The sequence below is a fragment of the Novosphingobium sp. BL-A-41-Hi4A-0G genome, from assembly GCF_055521735.1.
This window is the reverse complement of record NZ_CM145501.1, coordinates 1,410,722-1,431,402: the sequence shown is the minus strand read 5'-3', so window position 1 is coordinate 1,431,402 and position 20,681 is coordinate 1,410,722. Positions and strand designations below refer to the sequence as shown.

The window sequence follows — 20,681 nt, the reverse complement described above, 5'->3', positions numbered from 1 at the left end:
TGACTGCCCACGCTGCCGCTTGACGAACCTGTCCGGTAGTCCCCACCCTCGCGCACACGTACACGTAAGGACTGCTTTTTCAGATCATGCAGCTTGTCATCGTAGAATCTCCGGCCAAGGCCAAGACCATCGAGAAGTATCTTGGCCCCGGCTACAAGGTGCTCGCCTCCTATGGTCACATCCGCGACCTGCCCGTGAAGGACGGCTCTGTCCGCCCGGACGAGGACTTCGCGATGGACTGGGAACTGTACGGCGACAAGCAGTCCCGCGTGAAGGCGATCACCGATGCGGCCAAGGACGCCGATCGTCTGATTCTCGCGACTGACCCTGATCGCGAAGGTGAGGCAATTTCCTGGCATGTCAGGGAGTTGCTCAGGAAACGTAAGGCACTTCCTAAGGAAGTTGAGCGCGTCACCTTCAACGCGATCACCAAGCAGACGGTGACCGACGCGATGAAGCGTCCGCGCGAGCTGGATCAGGACCTGATCGATGCCTATCTCGCCCGCCGCGCGCTCGATTACCTGTTCGGCTTCACCCTCTCGCCGGTCCTCTGGCGCAAGCTTCCGGGAGCCAAGTCGGCAGGGCGCGTGCAGTCGGTCGCGCTGCGCCTGATCGTCGAGCGTGAGCGCGAGATCGAGGCGTTCCGGGCCCAGGAATACTGGTCGGTCATTGCCCGGCTTGAACAGGGCGGCACTGAGTTTGCCGCGCGCCTGGTAAAGTTCGATGGCCAGAAGCTCGACAAGCTGACGCTGGGCGACGAAGGCGCGGCGACGAAGGCCAAGGCCGTGGTCGAAGCGGGCACCTTCCGCGTCGAGGAGGTCGAGACCAAGCCGACCCGCCGCAATCCCTATCCGCCGTTCACCACCTCGACGCTGCAACAGGAAGCAGCGCGCAAGCTCGGCTTCTCGGCCAGCCACACGATGCGGGTGGCGCAGACGCTCTACGAGGCAGGCGCGATCACCTACATGCGTACCGATGGCGTGCAGATGGATCCGAGCGCCATTTCGGCCGCGCGCAAAGCGATTTCGGACCGCTATGACGGGCACTATCTTCCGGAAAAACCGCGTCATTACGAGACGAAGGCGAAGAATGCTCAGGAAGCGCATGAAGCTATCCGGCCTACGGATTTCAGCAAGGACCGTTATGGTTCGGCGGACGAAGCGCGGCTCTATGACCTGATCTACAAGCGCGCGATGGCAAGCCAGATGGCGTCTGCGAACATCGAGCGCACCAGCGTGACCCTGCGTGATGGCACTGGCAAGCACGAGCTACGCGCCACAGGGCAAGTCGTGAAGTTCCCCGGCTTTCTTGCCGTCTATGAGGAAGGACGTGACCAGAAGGCCGATGGCGACGACGAGGATGCAAGCCTGCTGCCGGACATGAAGACCGGCGATACGCCGGCCAAGCGCGGCGTCGATGCGACGCAGCACTTCACCCAGCCGCCGCCGCGCTATTCGGAAGCGAGCCTGGTCAAGCGGCTTGAGGAACTCGGCATTGGCCGTCCTTCGACGTATGCCTCGACCTTGCAGGTGCTCAAGGATCGGAGTTACGTTCGAACCGAGAAAAACCGTTTCTTAGCAGAAGAATCGGGCCGACTTCTCACTTCGTTTCTCGAACGATTTTTCTCGCGCTACGTCGCCTATCAGTTCACCGCCGGGATGGAGGAGGAACTCGATGACGTTTCGGGCGGGCGCGCCGAATGGAAGAAGGTGCTCGCCGCGTTCTGGCGCGATTTCAAGCCCAAGTCCGACGAGGTCATGGAGAAGAAGCCGAGCGAGGTCACTGCCGAACTTGACGAGTTCCTCTCCGACTACCTGTTCCCGCCGCGCGAGGATGGCACCGATCCGCGCCTGTGCCCCAAGTGCGAGGCAGGCCGCCTGTCACTGCGTGGTGGCCGTTATGGCGCGTTCGTTGCCTGCTCGAACTATCCCGAGTGCAAGTACACCCGCAAGTTCGCCCAGCCCGGTGGGGCAGAGGGCGATGGCGCGGAAGATGGCGTTCTCGGCAAGGACCCGGTGACGGGCCTCGAGGTCGTGCGCAAGGCGGGGCGGTTCGGCCCCTACATCCAGCTGGGCGAAGGCAAGGAAGCCAAGCGCGCTTCGATCCCTAAGGACATTGCCGAACTCGATCTCGAATGGGCGCTCAAACTGCTTTCGCTTCCACGCGAGGTTGGCGCGCATCCTGAAAGCGGCAAGCCGATCACCGCCAGCATTGGCCGCTACGGTCCTTACCTTGCCCATGACGGCAAATACGCGCGACTGCGCTCGACTGCGGAAGTGTTCGAAACCGGCATGAACGCCGCCGTCATGCACCTTGCTGCTGCAGCGGCGGGGGCAGGCGCGCGCGGCAGTCGCACCGCCGCTGAACCGCTCAAGGTTTTCGGCGCGCATCCCACATCGGGCGGCGAGATCAAGCTCATGGCTGGCCGTTATGGTCCCTACGTCACCGATGGCACCACCAACGCCACCCTGCCCAAGGACAAGCAGCCCGAGGCGCTGACGCTCGAAGAAGCCATCGTCCTGATCGATGAGCGTGCCGCAAAGGCGCCCGCGAAGGGCAAGAAGAAGGCTCCGGCAAAGAAAGCCGCACCAAAGAAGGCCGCAGCCAAGAAGCCTGCCGCAAAGAAGGCTCCGGCCAAGAAGGCGACTAAGGCCGAGGATTAAGGAGCGGGGCTCTACCGGTTGCGGGCTTGCGCAGCCGGTAGAGCCAGTATTCCTTGTTGCCGAGCGGGACCGCCGCGTAACGCTCGTAGTCGCGGGCCAGGGCGGCCTTGATCATGCGGCGCGTGTCCATGTTGGGCAGGTAGAGGTTGAACTTCTTGCCCCGCATCACGATCACCGTCGGCCGCGAGGCAAGCACTCGTGCCGTTTCCGCCGTTGCATCCACGCCGATTGCCGGAGCTTCGACATACGTGTTGAGGTGGTTGGGGAAGATGCGCGTCGTCGGCAGGCAACTGTGGGTCGTGCGGTAGAATGCCATCTCGCCTTCGTAGATGAACAGGCAGCCGCCGCGCATTTCCTGCGCGATGGCGGCGTTCATCGCCTCGTACTGGCGCGTCGAACCGTGCTGGTTGTACTGGTACATCATCACTGCGAGACCGGCGATGGCGCCGAACCCCAGCAAGAGCCTGCCGTACCAGCGCTCGCCATCGCGGACCCGTGCCAGCGCCGGTGCGGCAAGGACTGACAGCGGCACCAGCAGCGGCGAAACGTAGTGGTCGTACCAGGTGCCGAAGATCAGGAAGCCGATGCAGGCGGCAATGGCCCACAGCCGGATCACGCGCAGCGATGCGGGGTGGGTTCCGCCCGAGGTATCGAACTTGCGCGGCGCACGGAAGATCGCCAGCCAGAACGGGATCATCACGGCGACTTCCTTGGTCAGCCGCCAGTACGATTTCCAGCCGTCCGACCCGCGCTCGAACACCGAGACGAAGTTGGCATAGACGAAGGCATCGGCCTGCCCGATCCCCACGTACCAGAGGAGCGCCGCGACCGTCGGCAGGAGGGCCACGCCGATCCACAAGGCTGCGGCCGCACCGAGCTTGCGATAGGTCCAGACGTCGGCAAATCCGCGCGATAGCAGCATCAGGCCAAAGGCAGCGCCCTCGAAGATCACGGTGTACTTGATCTGGATGGCAAGGCCGAGCAGCAGCATGGCCACGCAGCCGCGCCAGACCAGCCCCGGCGCCTCTTGTCGCTTGAACGCTTCGACCACGACCAGCGCCGCCAGCGCGACCGGCAGGTTGTAGAACACCGGAGCCTGTCCCATCCCGGCATTGAAGATCGGCATGAACAGGAGATAGGCCGCGCCCGCCTGCGATGCGGCTGTGGGCGAGGCGATCTCGCGGGCGAGGCGGCTGATCACCAGCGCCGTCAGCGTGGCTGAAAGTGCCGATCCCATCTGGTAGGCGATGACCGGGTCGAAAGGCAGGGCGGCCAGCGCTTCATAGATCAGGAACAGGCCGATCGGCTTGCGATCCCAGATGTCGACATAGGGCACGGCCCCCTCGCGCATCCTCTCGGCCACGAACAGGTAGAACTGTTCGTCGATGTGGACGACAGGGTTCCCGAACAGGAAGCTGCGGGTGGCGAGGAACAGGAACAGAAAGGCCAGCGCCTCCATCAGCGTCCGGCTAATCGAAGCCGGAACGGGGAGGGGCTGAAATGGCCGGAGAGTCTGGTCGGTGGCCGGGCGCACGGCGCCCACTGTCAACACGCCGCCGCTATCGCTCATTCCCGCGCTCCGTCCATCATGGCACCCGGGATGTTAACGGGCGAACCGCCCGGACCCTTCGCGACCCGACTAGGGGCGCAACTTGAACCTTTGATGTCGGGTTCCGCGCGCGCGCGCGAACTGGGCCGCCCTTGCGACGGAGCGTGGCGCGCAAGCGCCCGTCAGAAGTTTATGTTTCTGAGATTACGATAGATACTTGGCGAGGGCGGTCGCCGCAGCCTCGTGACCTGCCCGATTGGGGTGAACCGGGATGCCGTCGCCCTGCGGCGCTGTCAGGCCATTGCTCCACGGTTCGTCCGAGCATGGAGCGTGGGTCTTCGAAAGTGCGGAGAAGCGGAATACCTCGGCCTTCTCCGTCCGCGCGATCTTGGCAGTCAGTTTTGCCAGCCGCTTTGCCACCCCCCGGCTGTAGGCCATCCGCTCTTCAGAGATCGGAACGGCGGCGCACGCGCCCTTAGGCGGCAGGACGGTGATGTAATCGACGAACACGATCCGCGCATCGGGCGCGCGCAGGCGAACCTCACGCACGATCTTGCGCATGCGCTCCTCGTCGCCCTTCCATTCAGCCTCGCTGATCTCGCGCCACTTCTGGCAGCGCGGGTCGGGCGTCGCCATCTTCTCGCAGGCGGCGGCAAAGATATTGCCGACGAAGTTCACATCGTTCCCGCCGATGGTGATCGTCACCAGCCGCGCGTCTGCGGTCACGCTTTCGATCTGCGGCGGGACCTCGTTCCAGGGGCCCAGCACGTGCTCGGTCGTCGCGCCGCTACAGGTCGCGTCGGTGAGCGAAAGCTTGAGCCTGGCCGCGAGCAGGTTCGGATAGTTCAACGTTCCGCGCCCGCAGCGCGGCGGCGTGCCCGGCGTATTCGGACCGACGCCAGGCCCAGCGGCAAAGGAACTGCCGAGCGCCACGTAACGCGCGCCTTCGGGTACGGGCGCAGGCTTGGCCAGTGCAGGCGTGGCCAGCAGTGTGGCCAGAACGAGCAGTGCCGCGCGCAACCTCACTTCACCCATTCCAGCCCGATTTCCTCGTAGATTTCTTTGGCATCGGCCCAGCGCTCGTCCACCTTTACGTGGAGGAACAGGTGCACCTTGGTTTCGAGCAACTGCGCCAGTTCCTTGCGGGCCGCCTCGCCGATAGCCTTGATCCGCGCACCGCCCTTGCCGAGCACGATGGCCCGCTGCGTTTCGCGGGTGATCACGATCTGCTGGTGGATCTCGACCGAGCCGTCCTTGCGCTGGATGTATTTTTCCGGGCGCACCGTGCTGTCATAGGGCAGTTCGTCATGAAGCTGGCGGTAGAGCTGTTCGCGGGTGATTTCCGCCGCCATCAGCCGCTCGCTGGCATCGGACACCTGATCCTCGGGATAGTGCCATGCGCTTTCCGGCATGAGAGCGGCAAGGCGCTGCTTGAGTTCGGGCACGCCATCGCCGGTGAGGGCCGAGACGAAGAACACCTCGTCAAACGCCGCCTCCTGCGTCAGGGCCTCAGCCATGACCAGCAGCGGTTCCTTGGGCGTCGAGTCGACCTTGTTGAGCACCAGCAGCTTGCGCTCGGGCCGCTCCTTCAGCGTTTCGAGGATCGGCTCGAGATAGTCGCGCTTCTTCTTGCGGGCATCGACCACCAGCAGGATCGCGTCCGCTTCGTGCGCACCGTCCCAAGCGGCACTGACCATGGCGCGGTCCAGCCGGCGCTTGGGCTCGAACAGGCCGGGGGTATCGGCAAGGATGATCTGCGCCTTGTCCTCTCCCACGTCTTCCAGCGCGATGCCCATCAGGCGCGCGCGCGTGGTTTGCGCCTTGGGCGAGACGATCGCCACCTTCTGTCCGACCAGCGCGTTGACGAGGGTCGACTTGCCGGCGTTCGGGGCGCCAAGAACGGCCACGAGGCCACATTTTTCGGTCATTATTCCAATTCTTTTTGAAAGTTGCGGCCACCTTAGGCGAATTGCGCCCCAGCCGCCAGTTTCGCGTCAGCCAAATGCCTGCATGAAGGCGCGCGCGGCCGCCGTCTCGGCTTCCTGCTTGCTCGATCCGGTCGCCCTGGCATCGCCGACGCCTTTCACTTCAACCGAAACGGTGAACTTGGCCGCATGGTCCGGCCCCTCTCGTGCGACGAGGGTATAGACCGGAGGCTTGCGCCGGTTGCCTGCCGCCCATTCCTGCAGCGCAGCCTTGGGATGCTTGCGCTGCCCGGTGCCCGAAGCCATCGGCTTGTCCCACACCTTGCGCACAAAATCACGCGCAGCATCGAAGCCGCGTTCAACGAACAGCGCGCCGATGAGTGCTTCCATCACATCGCCCAGGATATTGTCGCTCTGTGCGCCGCCATCATCCCGCGCCTGCTTGCCAAGGCGGATGTGGGGAGCGAGCGCAATCGTCCGTGCCACATCGGCACAGGTCTCGCGGCTGACCAGCGCGTTGAGCCGCTGCGAAAGCTTGCCTTCGGCGGCATCGCTCTTCTCGTGCAGCCAGTCAGCGATCACCAGCCCAAGCACCCGGTCACCCAGAAACTCGAGGCGCTGGTAATCGCGCGCCTCGCCCATCGAGCCATGCGTCAGCGCCTCTGCCCACAAATCAGGCCGCGCGGGCGCAGAGCCGGTGATCTGCGTCAGGAACGCGGTTGTCTCTGCGGAAAGCGCGCTCAGAACGTGCCCCCGATCCGGTTCCAGCGCGCTGCGGTGAACCAGGTCCACGGCAGGAACCAGTTGGCGCTGCCATCGGTCGACCACATCATGATCGTCGCGCGGCCCACGAGGTTGTCCTGTGGCACCAGCCCGATGCCGCCGCCTTCCATCGCCGGGAAGCGGCTGTCCATCGAGTTGTCGCGGTTGTCGCCCATCATGAACAGATGGCCCTCGGGCACGATCACCGGCGCGGTATCGTCAACCGCCCGCTGGCCCATATCAAGGACATTGTAGCTTTTGCCCGAGGGCAGCGTTTCGCGGTACTGCGGGTAATGGCAGGTCTGGCTGCCATCGGCCTCGGTCACCGCGAACTCGATCGAAAGGCAATCGGTGTTCGGGCTGACGGGGATGACGAAATCCTCGACCTTAACCTTGGGTACGGCCTTGCCATTCAGGTGGAGCACGCCGCCGATCATCTGCACCGTGTCACCCGGCAGGCCGATCACGCGCTTGATATAGTCGATATCGTTGCCCGGCGGGGCCTTGAAGATCACCACGTCGCCGCGCTCGGGCTGGCTGGCGAAAATGCGCTTTGGCAACAGCGGTGCGCTGAACGGCAGCGAGTAGCTGCTGTAGCCGAACGGCCATTTTGCGGCGAGCAGGTAGTCGCCGTTCTCAAGCCGCGGCAGCATCGATTCCGACGGGATGTTGAACGGCGAGAAGATGAAGCTGCGAAAGATCGCCACGACCAGCACCAGCTTGATCAGGAAGACCGGGAAGCTGTCCTCCTTCTTTTCCTTCCTTGCGGGAGAAGCGGGGGCGGCTTGATCCGCTGGCGTCGGGCTGCTGGCGTCGGGCGTGTCGTTCATCGTCGCGGTCATGTTGCCAGCAGGCCCCTTCGTCAAGTGTGTTGTTTGTCTAATACAGTGGCTGAAATACGTCTGCGCAGCTTGCCGGTCGATGAACAGCGCGCTTGGCGAGACGCGCTCGGGCGGGCATTAGAGCGATTACGCAGTTGCGAAAGGAAGAGGTTGGACATGTCCGCAAGCGAGGCAAAGCAGTATTGGACCGCACTCGAAGGTCTGCCCAAGCCGACCCTGAAAGAGCTGTTCGCCGACAGTTCGCGTCTTTCGCGCTATTCCACCACGCTAGAGTTGCCCGGCGGCCCGGTGATCTTCGACTGGTCCAAGACGCACCTTTCACCCGAAGTCGACGCCTTGCTGGGCGCTGTGGCGGCAGCGATGGACTTGGAAGGGCGCCGTGATGCGCTGATCTCGGGCGAAAAGATCAACAACACCGAAGGCCGCGCGGCCGAGCACACCGCCGAGCGAGGCATTGGCAAGGACACCAGCGTTGAGGAAGCCGAAGCGCTCCACGCCCGCATGCAGATGCTGGTCGAGGCAATCCACGAAGGCGCGCTGGGTGAGGTGAAGAGCCTGATCCACATCGGCATCGGCGGCTCGGCGCTCGGCCCCGCGCTCGCCATCGACGCACTGACCCGCGACGGAGCGAAAGTCGCCGTCCATGTCGTCTCGAACATCGACGGCTGCGCGCTTGAAGCGGCGATGAAAGCCTGCGATCCGAAGACCACGCTGATCGCGCTCGCCTCCAAGACTTTCACTACGACTGAAACCCTGACCAACGCCCATTCCGCACTCGAATGGCTGCGTGAAGGCGGGGTGACCGATCCCTACGGCCAGGTCATCGCGCTCACTGCCGCGCCAGACAAGGCGGTGGAATGGGGCGTCGATGAAACCCGCATTCTGCCGTTTTCGGAAACCGTTGGCGGGCGCTATTCGCTGTGGTCGTCGATCGGCTTTCCCGTCGCCATGGCGCTGGGCTGGCAGGGCTTTGCCGAGTTTCTCGATGGTGCCGCCGCGATCGACCGTCACTTCATCGACGTGGACTTTGCCGAGAACGTCATCGTCCGCGCCGCCTTTGCCGATCTCTATTACACACAAGTGCGCGGTTGCCAGTCGCGCGCGGTTTTCGCCTATGACGAGCGTTTGAAGCTGCTGCCCGACTATCTCCAGCAGCTCGAGATGGAATCCAACGGCAAGCGCGTGCTGGCCGATGGCTCGCCGCTGACCCGCGCCAGCGCTCCGGTGACTTGGGGCGGGGTCGGCACCGATGCCCAGCACGCGGTGTTCCAGCTGTTGCACCAGGGCACGCATCTGATCCCGGTCGATTTCCTTGCGGTGAAGACGCAGGGGCACGATCTTGACCCGGCTCATCACGAAATCCTGTTGTCGAACTGCTTTGCGCAAGGGGCAGCGCTGATGGCGGGCAAGGCGTCCGACGATGGCGCGCGGGCCTATCCGGGCGACCGTCCATCGGCGACGATCCTGTGCGAGGATCTGAATCCCGCCACGCTCGGCGCTTTGATCGCCTTTCACGAACACCGCACGTTCGTCTCGGCGGCGATGCTCGGCATCAACCCGTTCGACCAGTTCGGCGTGGAACTCGGCAAGGCCATCGCCAAGCAGATCGAGGCTGGCGGCGGCGAGGGCTTCGACCCTTCGACCGAGGCACTGCTCGCGGCGGCGGGCATCGGTGGCTGAACCTTTCGCGTAACGGACTATTGCAGGGAATGCCTCTGGTCTTGGCGCGGACCAGAGGCCATATGCTCGCCTGAGACAAGGAGCGCATATGGCTGAGCAGGTATCTGGGCAGGTTTCCGGGAAGGACTTCGACTACGATCTCTTCGTGATTGGCGCAGGGTCAGGCGGCGTGCGGGCCAGCCGCATTGCGGCGAGCCATGGGGCGCGGGTAGCCGTGGCCGAGGAGTACCGGGTCGGCGGGACTTGCGTGATCCGGGGCTGCGTGCCCAAGAAGCTGCTGGTCTATGGTTCGCATTTTGCCGAGGAACTGCAGGACGCGGCCAACTATGGCTGGACGGTCGAGAAGATGACCTTCGACTGGCCGACGTTACGTGACGCGGTCCTCAAGGATGTCGACAGGCTCAATAGCGCCTACACGAACACGTTGGAAAACAACAAGGTAGAGCGCTTCCTCGAGCGTGCGACCGTTGCCGGGCCGAACCTTGTACGCCTTGCCTCGGGGCGCGAGATCAGCGCGAAGTACATCCTCATCGCCACCGGCGCTTGGCCGGTCATGCCCGAATTTCAGGGTAGCGAGCACTGCATCACGTCGAACGAGGTGTTCCATCTCGAAAGCCTGCCCAAGCGCGTGGTCATCTCCGGTGCGGGCTATATCGCGATGGAATTTGCAGGGATTTTCAACGCGCTGGGCTGTCACGTAACGGTGGTCAACCGCAGCGAGACGATCCTGCGGGGCTACGATGAATCCCTGCGCGATCGCCTGCTGCAGATCACGATGGCGCGCGGGATCGAATACAAGTTCAACTGCCCGTTCGACCGCGTCGAGAAGCGGGACGATGGTTCGTTGGACGTCTTCCTTGGCAAGCAGCCGGATCCGCTCCATGCCGATGTGGTGCTGGTGGCGACGGGGCGGCGGCCCAAGACGGATGGCCTGGGGCTTGAAAACGCAGGGATTTCATTGGGTTCTGCGGGCGAGATCCCGGTCAACGATCACGGCAAGACCGCGTGCGACAGCATCTACGCCGTCGGTGACGTAACGAACCGCGTGCAACTTACCCCCATCGCCATCCGCGAGGGTCAGGCTTTTGCCGACCGCGTGTTTGGCGGCAAGGACACCTCGGTCAGCTACGATTGCATCCCCAGCGCGGTGTTCTCGCAGCCGCCTCTCGCGGGCGTTGGCCTGACGGAAAGCCAAGCGCGTCAGGCATTTGGCAGCAACATCAAGGTCTACTCGTCCGACTTCCGCCCGATGAAGAACATCTTCGGCCACCGGCCCGAGCGCGGGCTTTACAAGATGATCGTCGATGCTTCGACCGAGAAGGTGTTGGGCATCCATATGATCGGCCCTGACAGCCCTGAGATCCTGCAGGCGGCGGCGATTGCGGTGAAGGCGGGGCTGACCAAGGCAGACTTCGATGCGACGGTCGCATTGCACCCGTCGATGGCCGAAGAGCTTGTTTTGATGCGATAATCGGGAAAAATTGCCGGTTTCCAACTCTCCGAGGCAAACCGGCAACTCCCCCCTGACTCCCCCCCAACTCCCGCAGGCAAACGCCCTGCCGGAGCCATACTGACGAAGGCGTTTGGTGCCGCTCGTTACTCACGCTATCCTTCTCCGATAATGAACGGGTGGGAGGCGTGAACAATGGCAGGCAAGGTCCTTGTTACAGGTGGCAGCGGTTACATCGCCGGATACCTGATCCGGCAGCTTCTGGCCGAGGGCTGGACCGTCCACGCCACCGTCCGCTCGGCTAAGCGCGAAGCCGAACTGCGGCCTCTGCTCGGTGGAACCGCTGAAACCCTGCGCTTTTTCGCCGCCGACCTGACCACCGATGCCGGGTGGGCCGAGGCGATGGCAGGGTGCAGCCATGTCGCTCACGTGGCCTCGCCCTTCACCACGACTGCACCCAAGCATGAGGACGAACTCATTGTTCCGGCACGGGAAGGTGTGTTGCGCGCGTTACATTATGCCCGCGATGCCGGGGTGACGCGCTTCGTCCAGACTTCCTCGGTCGCCGCGATTGCCTATGGCCATGGCAAGGGGACGTTTGAGTTCACCGAGAAGGACTGGACAAATCTAAACGGATCAGACGTTTACGCTTACGTGAAGTCCAAGACCATTGCCGAACGCGCAGCGCGGGAGTGGGTGGCGGCTGAGGGCGGGGCGATGGAATTCGTCTCGGTCAATCCGGCGGCGGTGCTAGGGCCGGTCTGGTCGAGCGATTTTTCGCCTTCGATTGAAGTGGTTAACCAGCTTCTGTCGGGTGCGTTGCCGGGGTGTCCGGACATTGGCTTTGGGCTGGTTGACGTGCGTGACGTTGCGGATCTGCATTTCCGTGCACTGACAACACCGGGTCTGGCGGGCGAACGCTTCATTGCGTCGGGGCCGTTCCTCAAGATTATCGATGTGGCGCAAGTGCTTAAGGCAAACATGGGGCTACAGGCTCGCAAGGTGCCGACACGGCGGTTGCCCGACTGGCTGGTCAGAACTGTGGCGCTGTTCAATCCTGTGATCCGGCAGGTGACCGGAGAACTCGGGAATGTGCGTGGGGCCAGTTCCGCCCATGCGCAGGCGCGGCTTGGGTGGACGATGCGTCCGGTGGAGGATTCGATCCTCGATTGCGCGCGGAGCCTGATCGAGCGGGGCGTGGTGAAGGTCTAGATGCCGGCGAACCACTGGTAGCCGGAGTGGTCCTCCCAGTAACCGCCACCGCCGCCGTAGATGCCGGCCAAAGTTTCGACCGCCTCAATCTTCATCACGTACTTGGCCTGCTTGTAGCCGAGTGCGCGTTCGACTCGCAGGCGGATCGGGGCGCCGTGGCCTACGGGCAGGGGCTGGCCATTCATGGTGTGGGCGAGGATCGTTTGCGGGTGGAGAGCATCGATCAGGTCGATGCTTTCGTAATAGGGATTACCTGAGAAGTCGTCTGCACAATGGAAGACAATGTATTGAGCTGATGAGGAAACCTGTGCCTGCCGCAGGAGCAGGGCGAGGGGGACGCCGGTCCATTCGCCGATGGCGCTCCACCCTTCGACGCAATCGTGGCGCGTGATCTGCGTTCGCTGCGGTGCGGCTTTGAGTTGGGCGAGGGTCAGGCTGAACGGGCGGGCGACCTTTCCGCCGATCTCGAGCTTCCAGTCGGCGAACCCATTGGCCATGAGCGCCTGATATTCCGCCGAGGTAGGCATGCGGTTGCCGTTCATGCGGAACTTTGGCGAGATGTCGGCGCGGGTGAACTCAGGTGCCAGCGCGTTGCGGTCTGTTACCAGGCGTTGCCCTGAAAGATTGGCTTTTTCGCCCAGTGTCAGCACCTTGCGCACGGTGGGCGAAGTCGTGATCTTCTCGCAACCGGCCAGCAGCAGGCCGCTTGCGCCAACAAGCGCGGTGCGGCGGGTGAGAATGGTCATGCCTTGTCCTCCCGTGCTGCGGGCAGGCGATACCAGCCCGTGATGATTGAGCGTAGTTCGTTGAAGGGACCCGCCAGCACGACCATGAGGAGATGGATGAAGATGAAGGCTAAAAAGCCTGATGCACAAAGGAAATGTATCGAGCGCGCTGATTGCCTGCCGCCGAAGATGTCCAGCAACCACGGGAACGCGGCGTTGAGCATGGGCGACATCGTCATGCCAGTAAGCACGACCAACGGGATCAGCATGAAGATCACGCCGAGGTAGGCGATCTTCTGCAAGGGGTTGTAGGCCTTTGCCGCTTCGCCAGTGGGAAAACGCAGGCGGGCATGTTCCTTGATGTCATGCCACAGGTGCGAGGGTTTCCATTCTTCACGTGAAAGCGCAAGATCACGTGTCAAATGTTTGGAAATAATTCCATAAATGACAAAAGCGATGATCGAGAGAACGAGCACCCACGCGAAGAAGAAGTGCCATTGGCGACCTTCGGCCAAGCTGTAATAATTGGGAATCGTGACCAGCGGAGGAAACGCCTTTGTCGAATGCTCGGTCAGGCCGAGGAAGCCGGTGGTGTCGATCTGCAAGCTCCCGAGGCGAAGGAAACCCTGCTGGCCTTGGCGCCCGATTTCGAACCATGGGGTTTCGAAGGTGGCACCGTACTTGCCCCAATAGAGCCGCGGATGGGCGTTGAAGATCGTCGCCCCGCTCATCAGCATGACGAAGATCGTGATGGCGTTGACCCAATGCCAGATGCGCACCGGCAGGCGGGTTCGGTAGACGAGCGGGCTGGTTTCCGGGGGGGCGTCATCCTGTGACGTAACGATAGAGCTTGCAGCTTCCACGGCGGGTTTTGCTCCTGTCCTGGCGCGAGAGTGCCACAGTCAGCGCGGGAAGCAAGGGACCTGCAGAGCGATATGACTTATGCGTTGGAGGGATGACCCGCAGGCTGGCGCGCGGCGAGCGCGATCAGGTCTGCGCGGTTGAAGCGGCGCATGCTCGCCTTGGCTATGCAGGAACGCGGGACCGGGCGCATCGCGGCCCATGCGGCCTTGCTGACGAAGCCGAGTTTGCGGGCGTTACTAACGGCGGTGCGGTGGTCCCAGGCGTGCTCGCCAAGGCGGGCGACTTCGCGGGCGATTTCGCCGTAGATGCCAGCGGCAGCGAGGATGGCCCAGCGCTGGCGGCCCTTGAGCCGGGACGCGCCGATGCGGGCGGAGCACTCATGGATCTCGGCGGTTTCGCACATGCGTGCGATCAGGCGAGTGAGCGCGGGGCGGTAGTGCGGTTTCATTTGCTCGCCGGGCGGGATGTCTTCCTCGGAGAGCCAGTCAAGCGGGATGTAGCAACGGTCGGCGGCGTCATCCTCCTCGATATCGCGGGCGATGTTGGCGAGCTGGAAGGCGAGGCCGAGGTCGCAGGCGCGGTCGAGCGTGTCCTCGTCATCGGGCGAGACGCCCATGACCACGGCCATCATCACGCCGACGGCCCCTGCGACGTGCCAGCAGTAGCGCATCAGATCGGCTTCGCTGTGTGGCTGCCATTCGGCGGCGTCGAGGGCGAAACCGTCGATCACGGCGCGGGCCATGTCGAGCGTGAGGCCGGTTTCGCGGGCGACGAGGCCCAAGGCGTCGAATGCCGGGTCTCCGCTCTCCTTGCCGGCAAAGGCCAAGGCGGTCTTCTCGCGCACCAGAGCAAGCCGTTCGTAGGCACCCGCCTGATCGCCGAGCGCGCCGCCGTGGTCTTGCGCGTCGACGATGTCGTCGCAGCGGCGGCACCATGCGTAGAGCAGCCAGACGCGCTCGCGGGTCTCACGGTCGAACAGGTGGCTGGCGAGAGCGAAGCTCTTCGAGCCCTTCAGGATCGACGTGCGGGCGTTAGTAACGAGTGCCTTGCGATCAAGCATGCCGTTACAGATCGTCCGCCTTCATCGCGAAGATCGGCTTGTGTGGGACGTGCGCTGCCATGCGCGCCAGCAGCAGATCAAGGTCCGGCTCGGCAATGATGATCCCGGCGTGGGCTTCACGGATGAAGCCGACGTCGATCATGTGGCGGTTGAAGGCGAGCAGGTGATCGTAGAAGCCGAAGGCGTTGAGCAGGCCCACCGGCTTGGCGTGATAGCCCAGTTGCGCCCAGCTGACCGCTTCCCACAGCTCGTCCATCGTGCCGACGCCGCCGGGGATGGTTAGGAAGCCGTCGGAGAGGTCGGTGAAGGCCTTCTTGCGCTCATGCATGCCGGGGACGACATGAAGTTCGGTGCAGTCCGGGTTGGCGACTTCGCTGTTGACCAGTGCTTCGGGGATTACCCCGATAACCTCGCCACCGGCATCGAGCGCGCCATAGGCGACCGCGCCCATCAGGCCGAGCTTGCCGCCGCCATAGACGACGCCGATGCCGCGCCGGGCGAGTTCGGCGCCGATCTCACGGGCAAGGGTTACGTAACGGGTATCGGCAGGCGAGGCGGAGCCGCAATAGACGGCAAGGCGTTTCAAGCAAGGTCCTCCAGCATCAGCTTCGCGGTGGCCTTGGCTGAGCCGACCACGCCGGGAAGGCCAGCGCCCGGATGGGTGCCGGCGCCGACCAGATACATGTTCGAGATCGTATCGTCACGGTTGTGCGCGCGGAACCATGCGCTCTGCGTGAGCAGCGGTTCGAGGCTGAAGGCGCTGCCGAGATGGGCGGAAAGATCAGCCTTGAAGTCATCCGGGGCGTAGTGGAACTTCGTTACGATACGCGAATGGATGTCCGGGATCAGGCGACGGCCGACTTCGTCCAGCACCCGCTTTTCGAGGATCGGGCCGATCTCGTCCCAATCGACCGGGAGCTTGCCCATGTTGGCGACGGGGACGAGCGCGTAGAACGTGCTCATGCCTTCAGGCGCCACGGACGGATCGGTCACGGTCGGGTGGTGGAGATAGATCGAGAAGTCTTCCGGCAGGACGCCGTGCTTGTAGATGTCGTCCAGCAGGCCCTTGTAGCGCGGGCCGAACAGGATCATGTGGTGCGGGATTCCGGGCCAGGTGCCTTCAACGCCAAAGTGCACGACGAACAAGCCGGGGGAAAATTTCTTTTTGGCAAGAGACTTTGCGCGGCGTTGTGCATGTGGATTGTCAGGCATCAGATCGCGGTAGGAATGGATGATGTCCCCGTTCGAGGCGACTGCGTCGAACTTCGCCGACCAGCCGCTCTTGGTGGTGACGCCGGTTACCCGCGTGCCGAGCGTTTCGATGTGGGTGACCGGATCGCCGATCCGCACTTCGCCGCCGAGGCGCTGGAAGTGGGTGAGCATGCCTTCGATGAGCTTGTTGGTGCCTCCCTTGGTCCACCAGACGCCGCTGTCCTTTTCCAGCTTGTGGATCAGGGCGTAGATCGCGCTGGTGTTCATCGGATTGCCGCCAACGAGCAGCGTGTGGAAGCTGAAGGCCTGGCGCAGGCGCTCGTCCTTCACGTAGCTCGAGACCATCGAATAGACCGAGCGCCATGCCTGATAGCGGGCAAGGGCGGGGGCGGCCTTGATCATGCTGGCGAAATCGAGGAACGGGACCGAGCCGAGCTTGACGTAGCCTTCCTCGTAAACCCCGGCGGAATATCGCAGAAACTCGTCATACCCGGCGACGTCGGCCGGATTGAGCTTGGCGATCTCGGCGCGGAGCTGGGCTTCGTCGTTCGAATAGTCGAAGTTGGTGCCGTCGGGCCAGTTGAGGCGGTAGAACGGCGTTACCGGCATGAGTTCGACGTCTTCGGCCATGTGGTGGCCAGAGAGCGCCCAGAGTTCTTCGAAGCAGGCGGGATCGGTGACAACGGTGGGGCCCGCGTCGAAGGTGAAGCCGTCCTTGACCCAGTGATACGCGCGGCCGCCGGGCTTGTCGCGCGCTTCGATCACGGTGGTTTGGATGCCGCCCGATTGGAGGCGGATGGCGAGGGCAAGACCGCCGAAGCCGGAGCCGATTACGCAAGCGCGCTTCATCGTAAGTTTCCTGAATGCGAGAGGGGTTGGGGGCGGGCGCCCAGCCCGGTCAATACGCCCAGCGCGCGGGTAATTGGCAGCGGTGGCTTGCCAGCAAGGATGCGGGCCTTGTCGAAAACAGTGCTCTTGCCGGCGTAGAACCGCTCGATCAGCCCGTGACTGAGGCTGTAGAAGCGTTCGAGCACGCGGTAGCGCTTGTCCGGCTCAGCGCCTGCAAACAGCAGGGCGGAAAGCTGGCGAAGGTAGGCAGAGTGGGCCCAGTGCTTGCGCGACCAGTCTTCGCTGAACCGGGCGAGGGCTTCGCCGGAAAGGTCCTGCTGGCGGGCGAGGGCGAGGGCGTATTTCACGGCTTCGGGCAGCGAATAGCTGGTGACGGCCTGGAACAGCCCGGCACGTACACCTGCGCGGGCGACCGGGCCACCGCTTGCACGCCAGAACGCTTCGAAATCTCCGCCTGCGACAACGGGGAGGACGCCTTGCTCTTCCTCGAGCACTTCGGCGACCAGCCAGCCCTTCGCGGCGACATAGGCATCGATGCGGGCGCGGATAGCGTCGGCATCAAGGGCGGGGCCATCGGAATAGTAGGTGTCCTCGACGAAGATCTCGTCGACTGCGAAGGGGAGCGAATAGACGAAGCGATAGCCGTCGATCTGCTCGACCGTGGCGTCCTTGACGATGGGGGCGTCGAGACCGTGCGGGGCGGAGAGGCGGAAGCGGCGGCCGACGAATTTCTGCCAGCCGCCGGTAAGGTCCGAGACGCTGCGCAAGCCGCGGGCGTCGATCACCGCGCCAGCCTCAATCCGGGTGCCGTTGGAAAGCGTGACGTTGGTGGAACTGCAGGCGAGTGCCCGGACTCCGGTGAGTATCGCATCATTGCCCAGGCGTTCGCGCACGATCCTGTCGAAGCGGGCGGAATTGATCGAGTAGTAGCTGGTCTTCAGCCGCCGTTCGAAGCGGGGGAAGTGGACGGTGTATTCCGGCCAGGCGGCGATGATCATGCCGTCGAGCAGGTCGCGCCCGGCCTTGCCGACATCGGTGCCGAAGAACGACCAGACGTGGTTGCCGCCGATCTCCTCGCCCTGTTCGACCAGCAGCAGCGACAGTTCGGGATGGGCCCGGCGCAGCGCCAATGCGACGAGGCCGCCGGCAAGGCCGCCACCAAGGATCGCGATGTCACACTGCCGCACTTTCATGGGACAAGCGCTTAGGGCCATGCAGTTGCCGGTGCAACCATGGGCTTGTGACTGTCAGGTTCACCCGTCAGAAAGGGCATGGATTTGAGGGGGAGCGAATGACGGGATTGGTGACGTTGCGGCCAGGGCGCGCAGGCGCGATTGCGGCGCTGGGCGTGGCGCTGGGGATCGTGGTGATCCTGCTGGGGATGCACCGTCCGCCGATCTGCCCGTGCGGGACGATCCGGCTGTGGCAGGGCGTGGTGGAATCGGCCGAGAACAGCCAGCAGATCTCCGACTGGTACAGCTTCAGCCACGTGATCCACGGCTTCCTGTTCTATGGCGCGGCGCATCTGTTGTGGCAGCGGGCGGGGTTCAAGGCGATCTCGCCGACATGGGCGCTGGCGCTGGCGGTGCTGGTCGAAGGATCGTGGGAGATTCTCGAGAACTCGCCAATCATCATCGACCGCTACCGCGCGGTGACGATCTCGTGGGGCTATTCGGGCGACAGCGTGCTGAACTCGTTCTGCGACATGGCCTTCATGGCGCTGGGCTTCGTATTTGCGAGCAGGGCGCCGGCGATGGTGACGGTGGTGATGGCGATCGCCTTCGAGCTGTTCACGCTGGCTATGATCCGCGACAATCTGGCACTCAACGTGCTGATGCTCGCATGGCCGCTCGACGCGGTGCGGGAGTGGCAGGCTGGCGGTTGAGCACGCATGCCCCAAGCGTTTCATTTTCTTGACCGAACGCCTCATGAAAGGGCGCACCCGGTTGCAAGTTGATACCGATCAATGTCACTTTCTAGGACGAGCCGAAAACGGCCGCATATGGCGTCAGACCATGGAGAGGCATGATGAGCGAACAGGCAGCATCGGGCGGCGACTTTGACGTTTTGATCGTCGGCGCAGGCATATCCGGGATAGGCTCGGCATGGCACCTGCAGGAGCAGTGTCCGGGCAAGACTTATGCGATCATCGAGGCCAAGGACACCTTTGGCGGCACGTGGGAAACGCACAAGTATCCCGGCGTGCGTTCGGACTCCGACCTCTATACCTTCGGCTATCGCTTCAAGCCCTGGGTCGGCACGCCGATCGCCAGCGGGCAGGCGATCCTCGACTACATGGGCGAGGTGATCGAGGAAGGCGGGATCGACCGGCACATCCGCTATGGCCACACGATCACGAGCGCGAAGTTTGACAGCAGGACGAACCGCTGGACGCTCGATGCGCGGACGAAGGACGGCGCGACAATCACCTTCACCGCCGGGTTCCTGTGGATGTGCCAGGGCTACTACGACCATCAGGTGCCCTACATTCCCAAGGAGTGGCAGGGTACGCAGGACTTCAAGGGCCTGTTCGTCCACGCCCAGCTATGGGACCCGGCGACCGACGTTGCGGGCAAGCGCGTTCTGGTGATCGGATCGGGGGCGACGGCGGCGACGGTGGTCCCGGCGCTGTGCGATCAGGGCGCCAAGGTGACGATGCTGCAACGCTCGCCCACATGGTTCTACTGCGCACCCAATGTCAGCGAACTGGCCGAGCGGCTGCGCACGATCGGGATCGACGAGCCCACCATCCACCGGGTGGTTCGGCAGGACTACATCCACAACTTCTACGAAATGGACCGCCGCAGCCGGGAAGAGCCCGAGGCCATGGCCGAGGACCTGCGCGCGCTGATCCGCGGCTATGTTGGCGAGGATTTCCAGTTCGAACCGCACTTCACCCCGCGCTATCGCGTGTGGCAGCAGCGGCTTGCGCAACTGCCGGACGGCGATTTGTTCAAGCATGTCGTGGCGGGGAACGCCTCGGTGGTGACCGACACGATCGACCGGTTCACCGACAAGGGCGTGCTGACGAGTTCGGGCGAACTGATCGAGGCGGACATCATCATGGCCTGCACCGGATTCCGGCTGAAGGTTCTGGGCGACATTCCGTTCGAAGTGGACGGCCAGGCGGTCAACTGGGGCGAGACGGTGACCTATCGCGGCATGATGTTCACCGGCGTTCCCAACATGGCCTGGGTCTTCGGCTACTTCCGGGCAAGCTGGACCCTGCGCGTGGACATGATGGCCGATTTCGTCTGTCACCTGCTCAACCACATGGACGCGCGCGGTGCGAAGAAGGTGGAAGTGGCTTTCCGCGACGAGGACGCCGGCATGGAGGTGCTGCCGTGGATCGAGGAGGACAACTTCAATCCCGGCTACTTGATGCGCGACATGGACAAGCTGCCACGGCGCGGGTCCAACGACGTCTGGCGGCACAACCAGAACTACTGGCTGGAGCGCGAGGCGTTTCCGGCGATCGATCTGGACGGGCAGGAGTTCGTCTATGATGGGGTACGGCGGGATGCGCCGCTGGCGGAGGCGGCGGAGTAGGAGCAACGTACCGCTCTGGCAAAGGCGGCGTTATCGGGAGTAATGTTGGTGAGCCTTTGGCTCATCGGATGTCTCTTGCGCGAGACGGCGTCGTGGCTCCTGACCCTGGAAGCGTTTCAGTGCGGCGGCATTGGGGCTGCAGGCGTTTCCTAGAGGATTCCGTGGTCGCGGCAGCGAATGATTCGCTTCGTACCGATGCGGCGGCGTGGGGGATTTCTACTGCCTGTCATTTTTATGACGGAAGCGCTGCGGTGAGCACAAGGGGCGTTCAGGCGCGGGTCACTGCAGAAATCTCCGTATGCTTACGGCACTGAAACTTTCCTTGTAAAAATAACTGCG

The 20,681-nt window shown here is 63.5% G+C and carries 17 protein-coding genes; 6 read left to right on the top strand and 11 right to left on the bottom strand.

The genetic code is table 11. The features are described from left to right. The first annotated feature begins 86 nt into the window (after positions 1 to 86). Positions 87 to 2,663 (top strand): type I DNA topoisomerase, encoded by a 2,577-nt coding sequence (topA, locus tag ACZ1JX_RS07025; protein ID WP_465126034.1) that lies wholly within the window; start codon positions 87 to 89, stop codon positions 2,661 to 2,663. Here the strand turns inward: topA and ACZ1JX_RS07020 are convergent. The 5 genes from ACZ1JX_RS07020 to lepB form a co-directional block, all read right to left on the bottom strand. Beyond that, positions 2,647 to 4,233 (bottom strand): ArnT family glycosyltransferase, encoded by a 1,587-nt coding sequence (locus tag ACZ1JX_RS07020; protein WP_465126033.1) that lies wholly within the window; start codon positions 4,231 to 4,233, stop codon positions 2,647 to 2,649. The genes topA and ACZ1JX_RS07020 overlap by 17 nt on opposite strands. Before the next feature lie 183 nt (positions 4,234 to 4,416). Continuing rightward, complete coding sequence (locus ACZ1JX_RS07015; RefSeq protein ID WP_465126032.1) at positions 4,417 to 5,247, bottom strand: SGNH/GDSL hydrolase family protein; 831 nt, start codon at positions 5,245 to 5,247, stop codon at positions 4,417 to 4,419. Further along, complete coding sequence (gene era, locus ACZ1JX_RS07010; RefSeq protein ID WP_465126031.1) at positions 5,235 to 6,140, bottom strand: GTPase Era; 906 nt, start codon at positions 6,138 to 6,140, stop codon at positions 5,235 to 5,237. Before era ends, ACZ1JX_RS07015 begins: the two co-directional genes overlap by 13 nt. Before the next feature lie 66 nt (positions 6,141 to 6,206). Beyond that, positions 6,207 to 6,923, bottom strand: a complete 717-nt coding sequence (rnc, locus tag ACZ1JX_RS07005) for a ribonuclease III (RefSeq protein ID WP_465126376.1) — start codon at positions 6,921 to 6,923, stop codon at positions 6,207 to 6,209. After that, the gene (gene lepB / locus ACZ1JX_RS07000) at positions 6,878 to 7,741 is read right to left on the bottom strand and encodes a signal peptidase I (RefSeq protein ID WP_465126375.1); all 864 of its coding nucleotides are present in this window, start codon (positions 7,739 to 7,741) and stop codon (positions 6,878 to 6,880) included. The genes rnc and lepB overlap by 46 nt, the downstream gene beginning before the upstream one ends. 156 nt (positions 7,742 to 7,897) lie before the next feature. Between lepB and pgi the strand changes: the two genes are divergently transcribed. From pgi to ACZ1JX_RS06985, 3 genes are all read left to right on the top strand, one after another. Then, entirely contained in the window at positions 7,898 to 9,421 is a 1,524-nt protein-coding gene (gene pgi / locus ACZ1JX_RS06995) for a glucose-6-phosphate isomerase (protein WP_465126030.1), read from the top strand. 88 nt (positions 9,422 to 9,509) lie between these two features. After that, positions 9,510 to 10,892 (top strand): glutathione-disulfide reductase, encoded by a 1,383-nt coding sequence (gene gorA / locus ACZ1JX_RS06990; protein ID WP_465126029.1) that lies wholly within the window; start codon positions 9,510 to 9,512, stop codon positions 10,890 to 10,892. A gap of 174 nt (positions 10,893 to 11,066) precedes the next feature. Further along, entirely contained in the window at positions 11,067 to 12,083 is a 1,017-nt protein-coding gene (locus tag ACZ1JX_RS06985) for an NAD-dependent epimerase/dehydratase family protein (protein WP_465126028.1), read from the top strand. Here ACZ1JX_RS06985 and ACZ1JX_RS06980 read toward each other — a convergent pair. From ACZ1JX_RS06980 to crtY, 6 genes are all read right to left on the bottom strand, one after another. Next, the gene (locus ACZ1JX_RS06980; RefSeq protein WP_465126027.1) at positions 12,080 to 12,829 is read right to left on the bottom strand and encodes a molybdopterin-binding protein; all 750 of its coding nucleotides are present in this window, start codon (positions 12,827 to 12,829) and stop codon (positions 12,080 to 12,082) included. The genes ACZ1JX_RS06985 and ACZ1JX_RS06980 overlap by 4 nt on opposite strands. Then, complete coding sequence (locus ACZ1JX_RS06975) at positions 12,826 to 13,671, bottom strand: cytochrome b/b6 domain-containing protein (protein WP_465126026.1); 846 nt, start codon at positions 13,669 to 13,671, stop codon at positions 12,826 to 12,828. The genes ACZ1JX_RS06980 and ACZ1JX_RS06975 overlap by 4 nt, the downstream gene beginning before the upstream one ends. Positions 13,672 to 13,748: 77 nt before the next feature. Then, positions 13,749 to 14,732, bottom strand: a complete 984-nt coding sequence (locus ACZ1JX_RS06970) for a phytoene/squalene synthase family protein (protein WP_465126025.1) — start codon at positions 14,730 to 14,732, stop codon at positions 13,749 to 13,751. A 4-nt stretch (positions 14,733 to 14,736) separates the two neighbouring features. Next, entirely contained in the window at positions 14,737 to 15,318 is a 582-nt protein-coding gene (locus ACZ1JX_RS06965) for an LOG family protein (protein WP_465126024.1), read from the bottom strand. Beyond that, positions 15,315 to 16,793, bottom strand: a complete 1,479-nt coding sequence (locus ACZ1JX_RS06960) for a phytoene desaturase (RefSeq protein ID WP_465126023.1) — start codon at positions 16,791 to 16,793, stop codon at positions 15,315 to 15,317. The genes ACZ1JX_RS06965 and ACZ1JX_RS06960 overlap by 4 nt, the downstream gene beginning before the upstream one ends. Further along, on the bottom strand, positions 16,790 to 17,986 hold the full coding sequence (crtY, locus tag ACZ1JX_RS06955) for a lycopene beta-cyclase CrtY (protein WP_465126022.1): 1,197 nt from the start codon (positions 17,984 to 17,986) through the stop codon (positions 16,790 to 16,792). Before crtY ends, ACZ1JX_RS06960 begins: the two co-directional genes overlap by 4 nt. Before the next feature lie 98 nt (positions 17,987 to 18,084). On the opposite strand from crtY, the gene ACZ1JX_RS06950 reads away from it, so the two are divergent. Then, complete coding sequence (locus tag ACZ1JX_RS06950; protein ID WP_465126021.1) at positions 18,085 to 18,678, top strand: DUF2585 domain-containing protein; 594 nt, start codon at positions 18,085 to 18,087, stop codon at positions 18,676 to 18,678. 140 nt (positions 18,679 to 18,818) lie between these two features. After that, positions 18,819 to 20,342 carry a flavin-containing monooxygenase gene (locus ACZ1JX_RS06945; protein WP_465126020.1) on the top strand — a complete coding sequence of 508 codons (1,524 nt, stop codon included), beginning with the start codon at positions 18,819 to 18,821 and terminating at the stop codon, positions 20,340 to 20,342. Positions 20,343 to 20,681 lie beyond the last annotated feature (339 nt).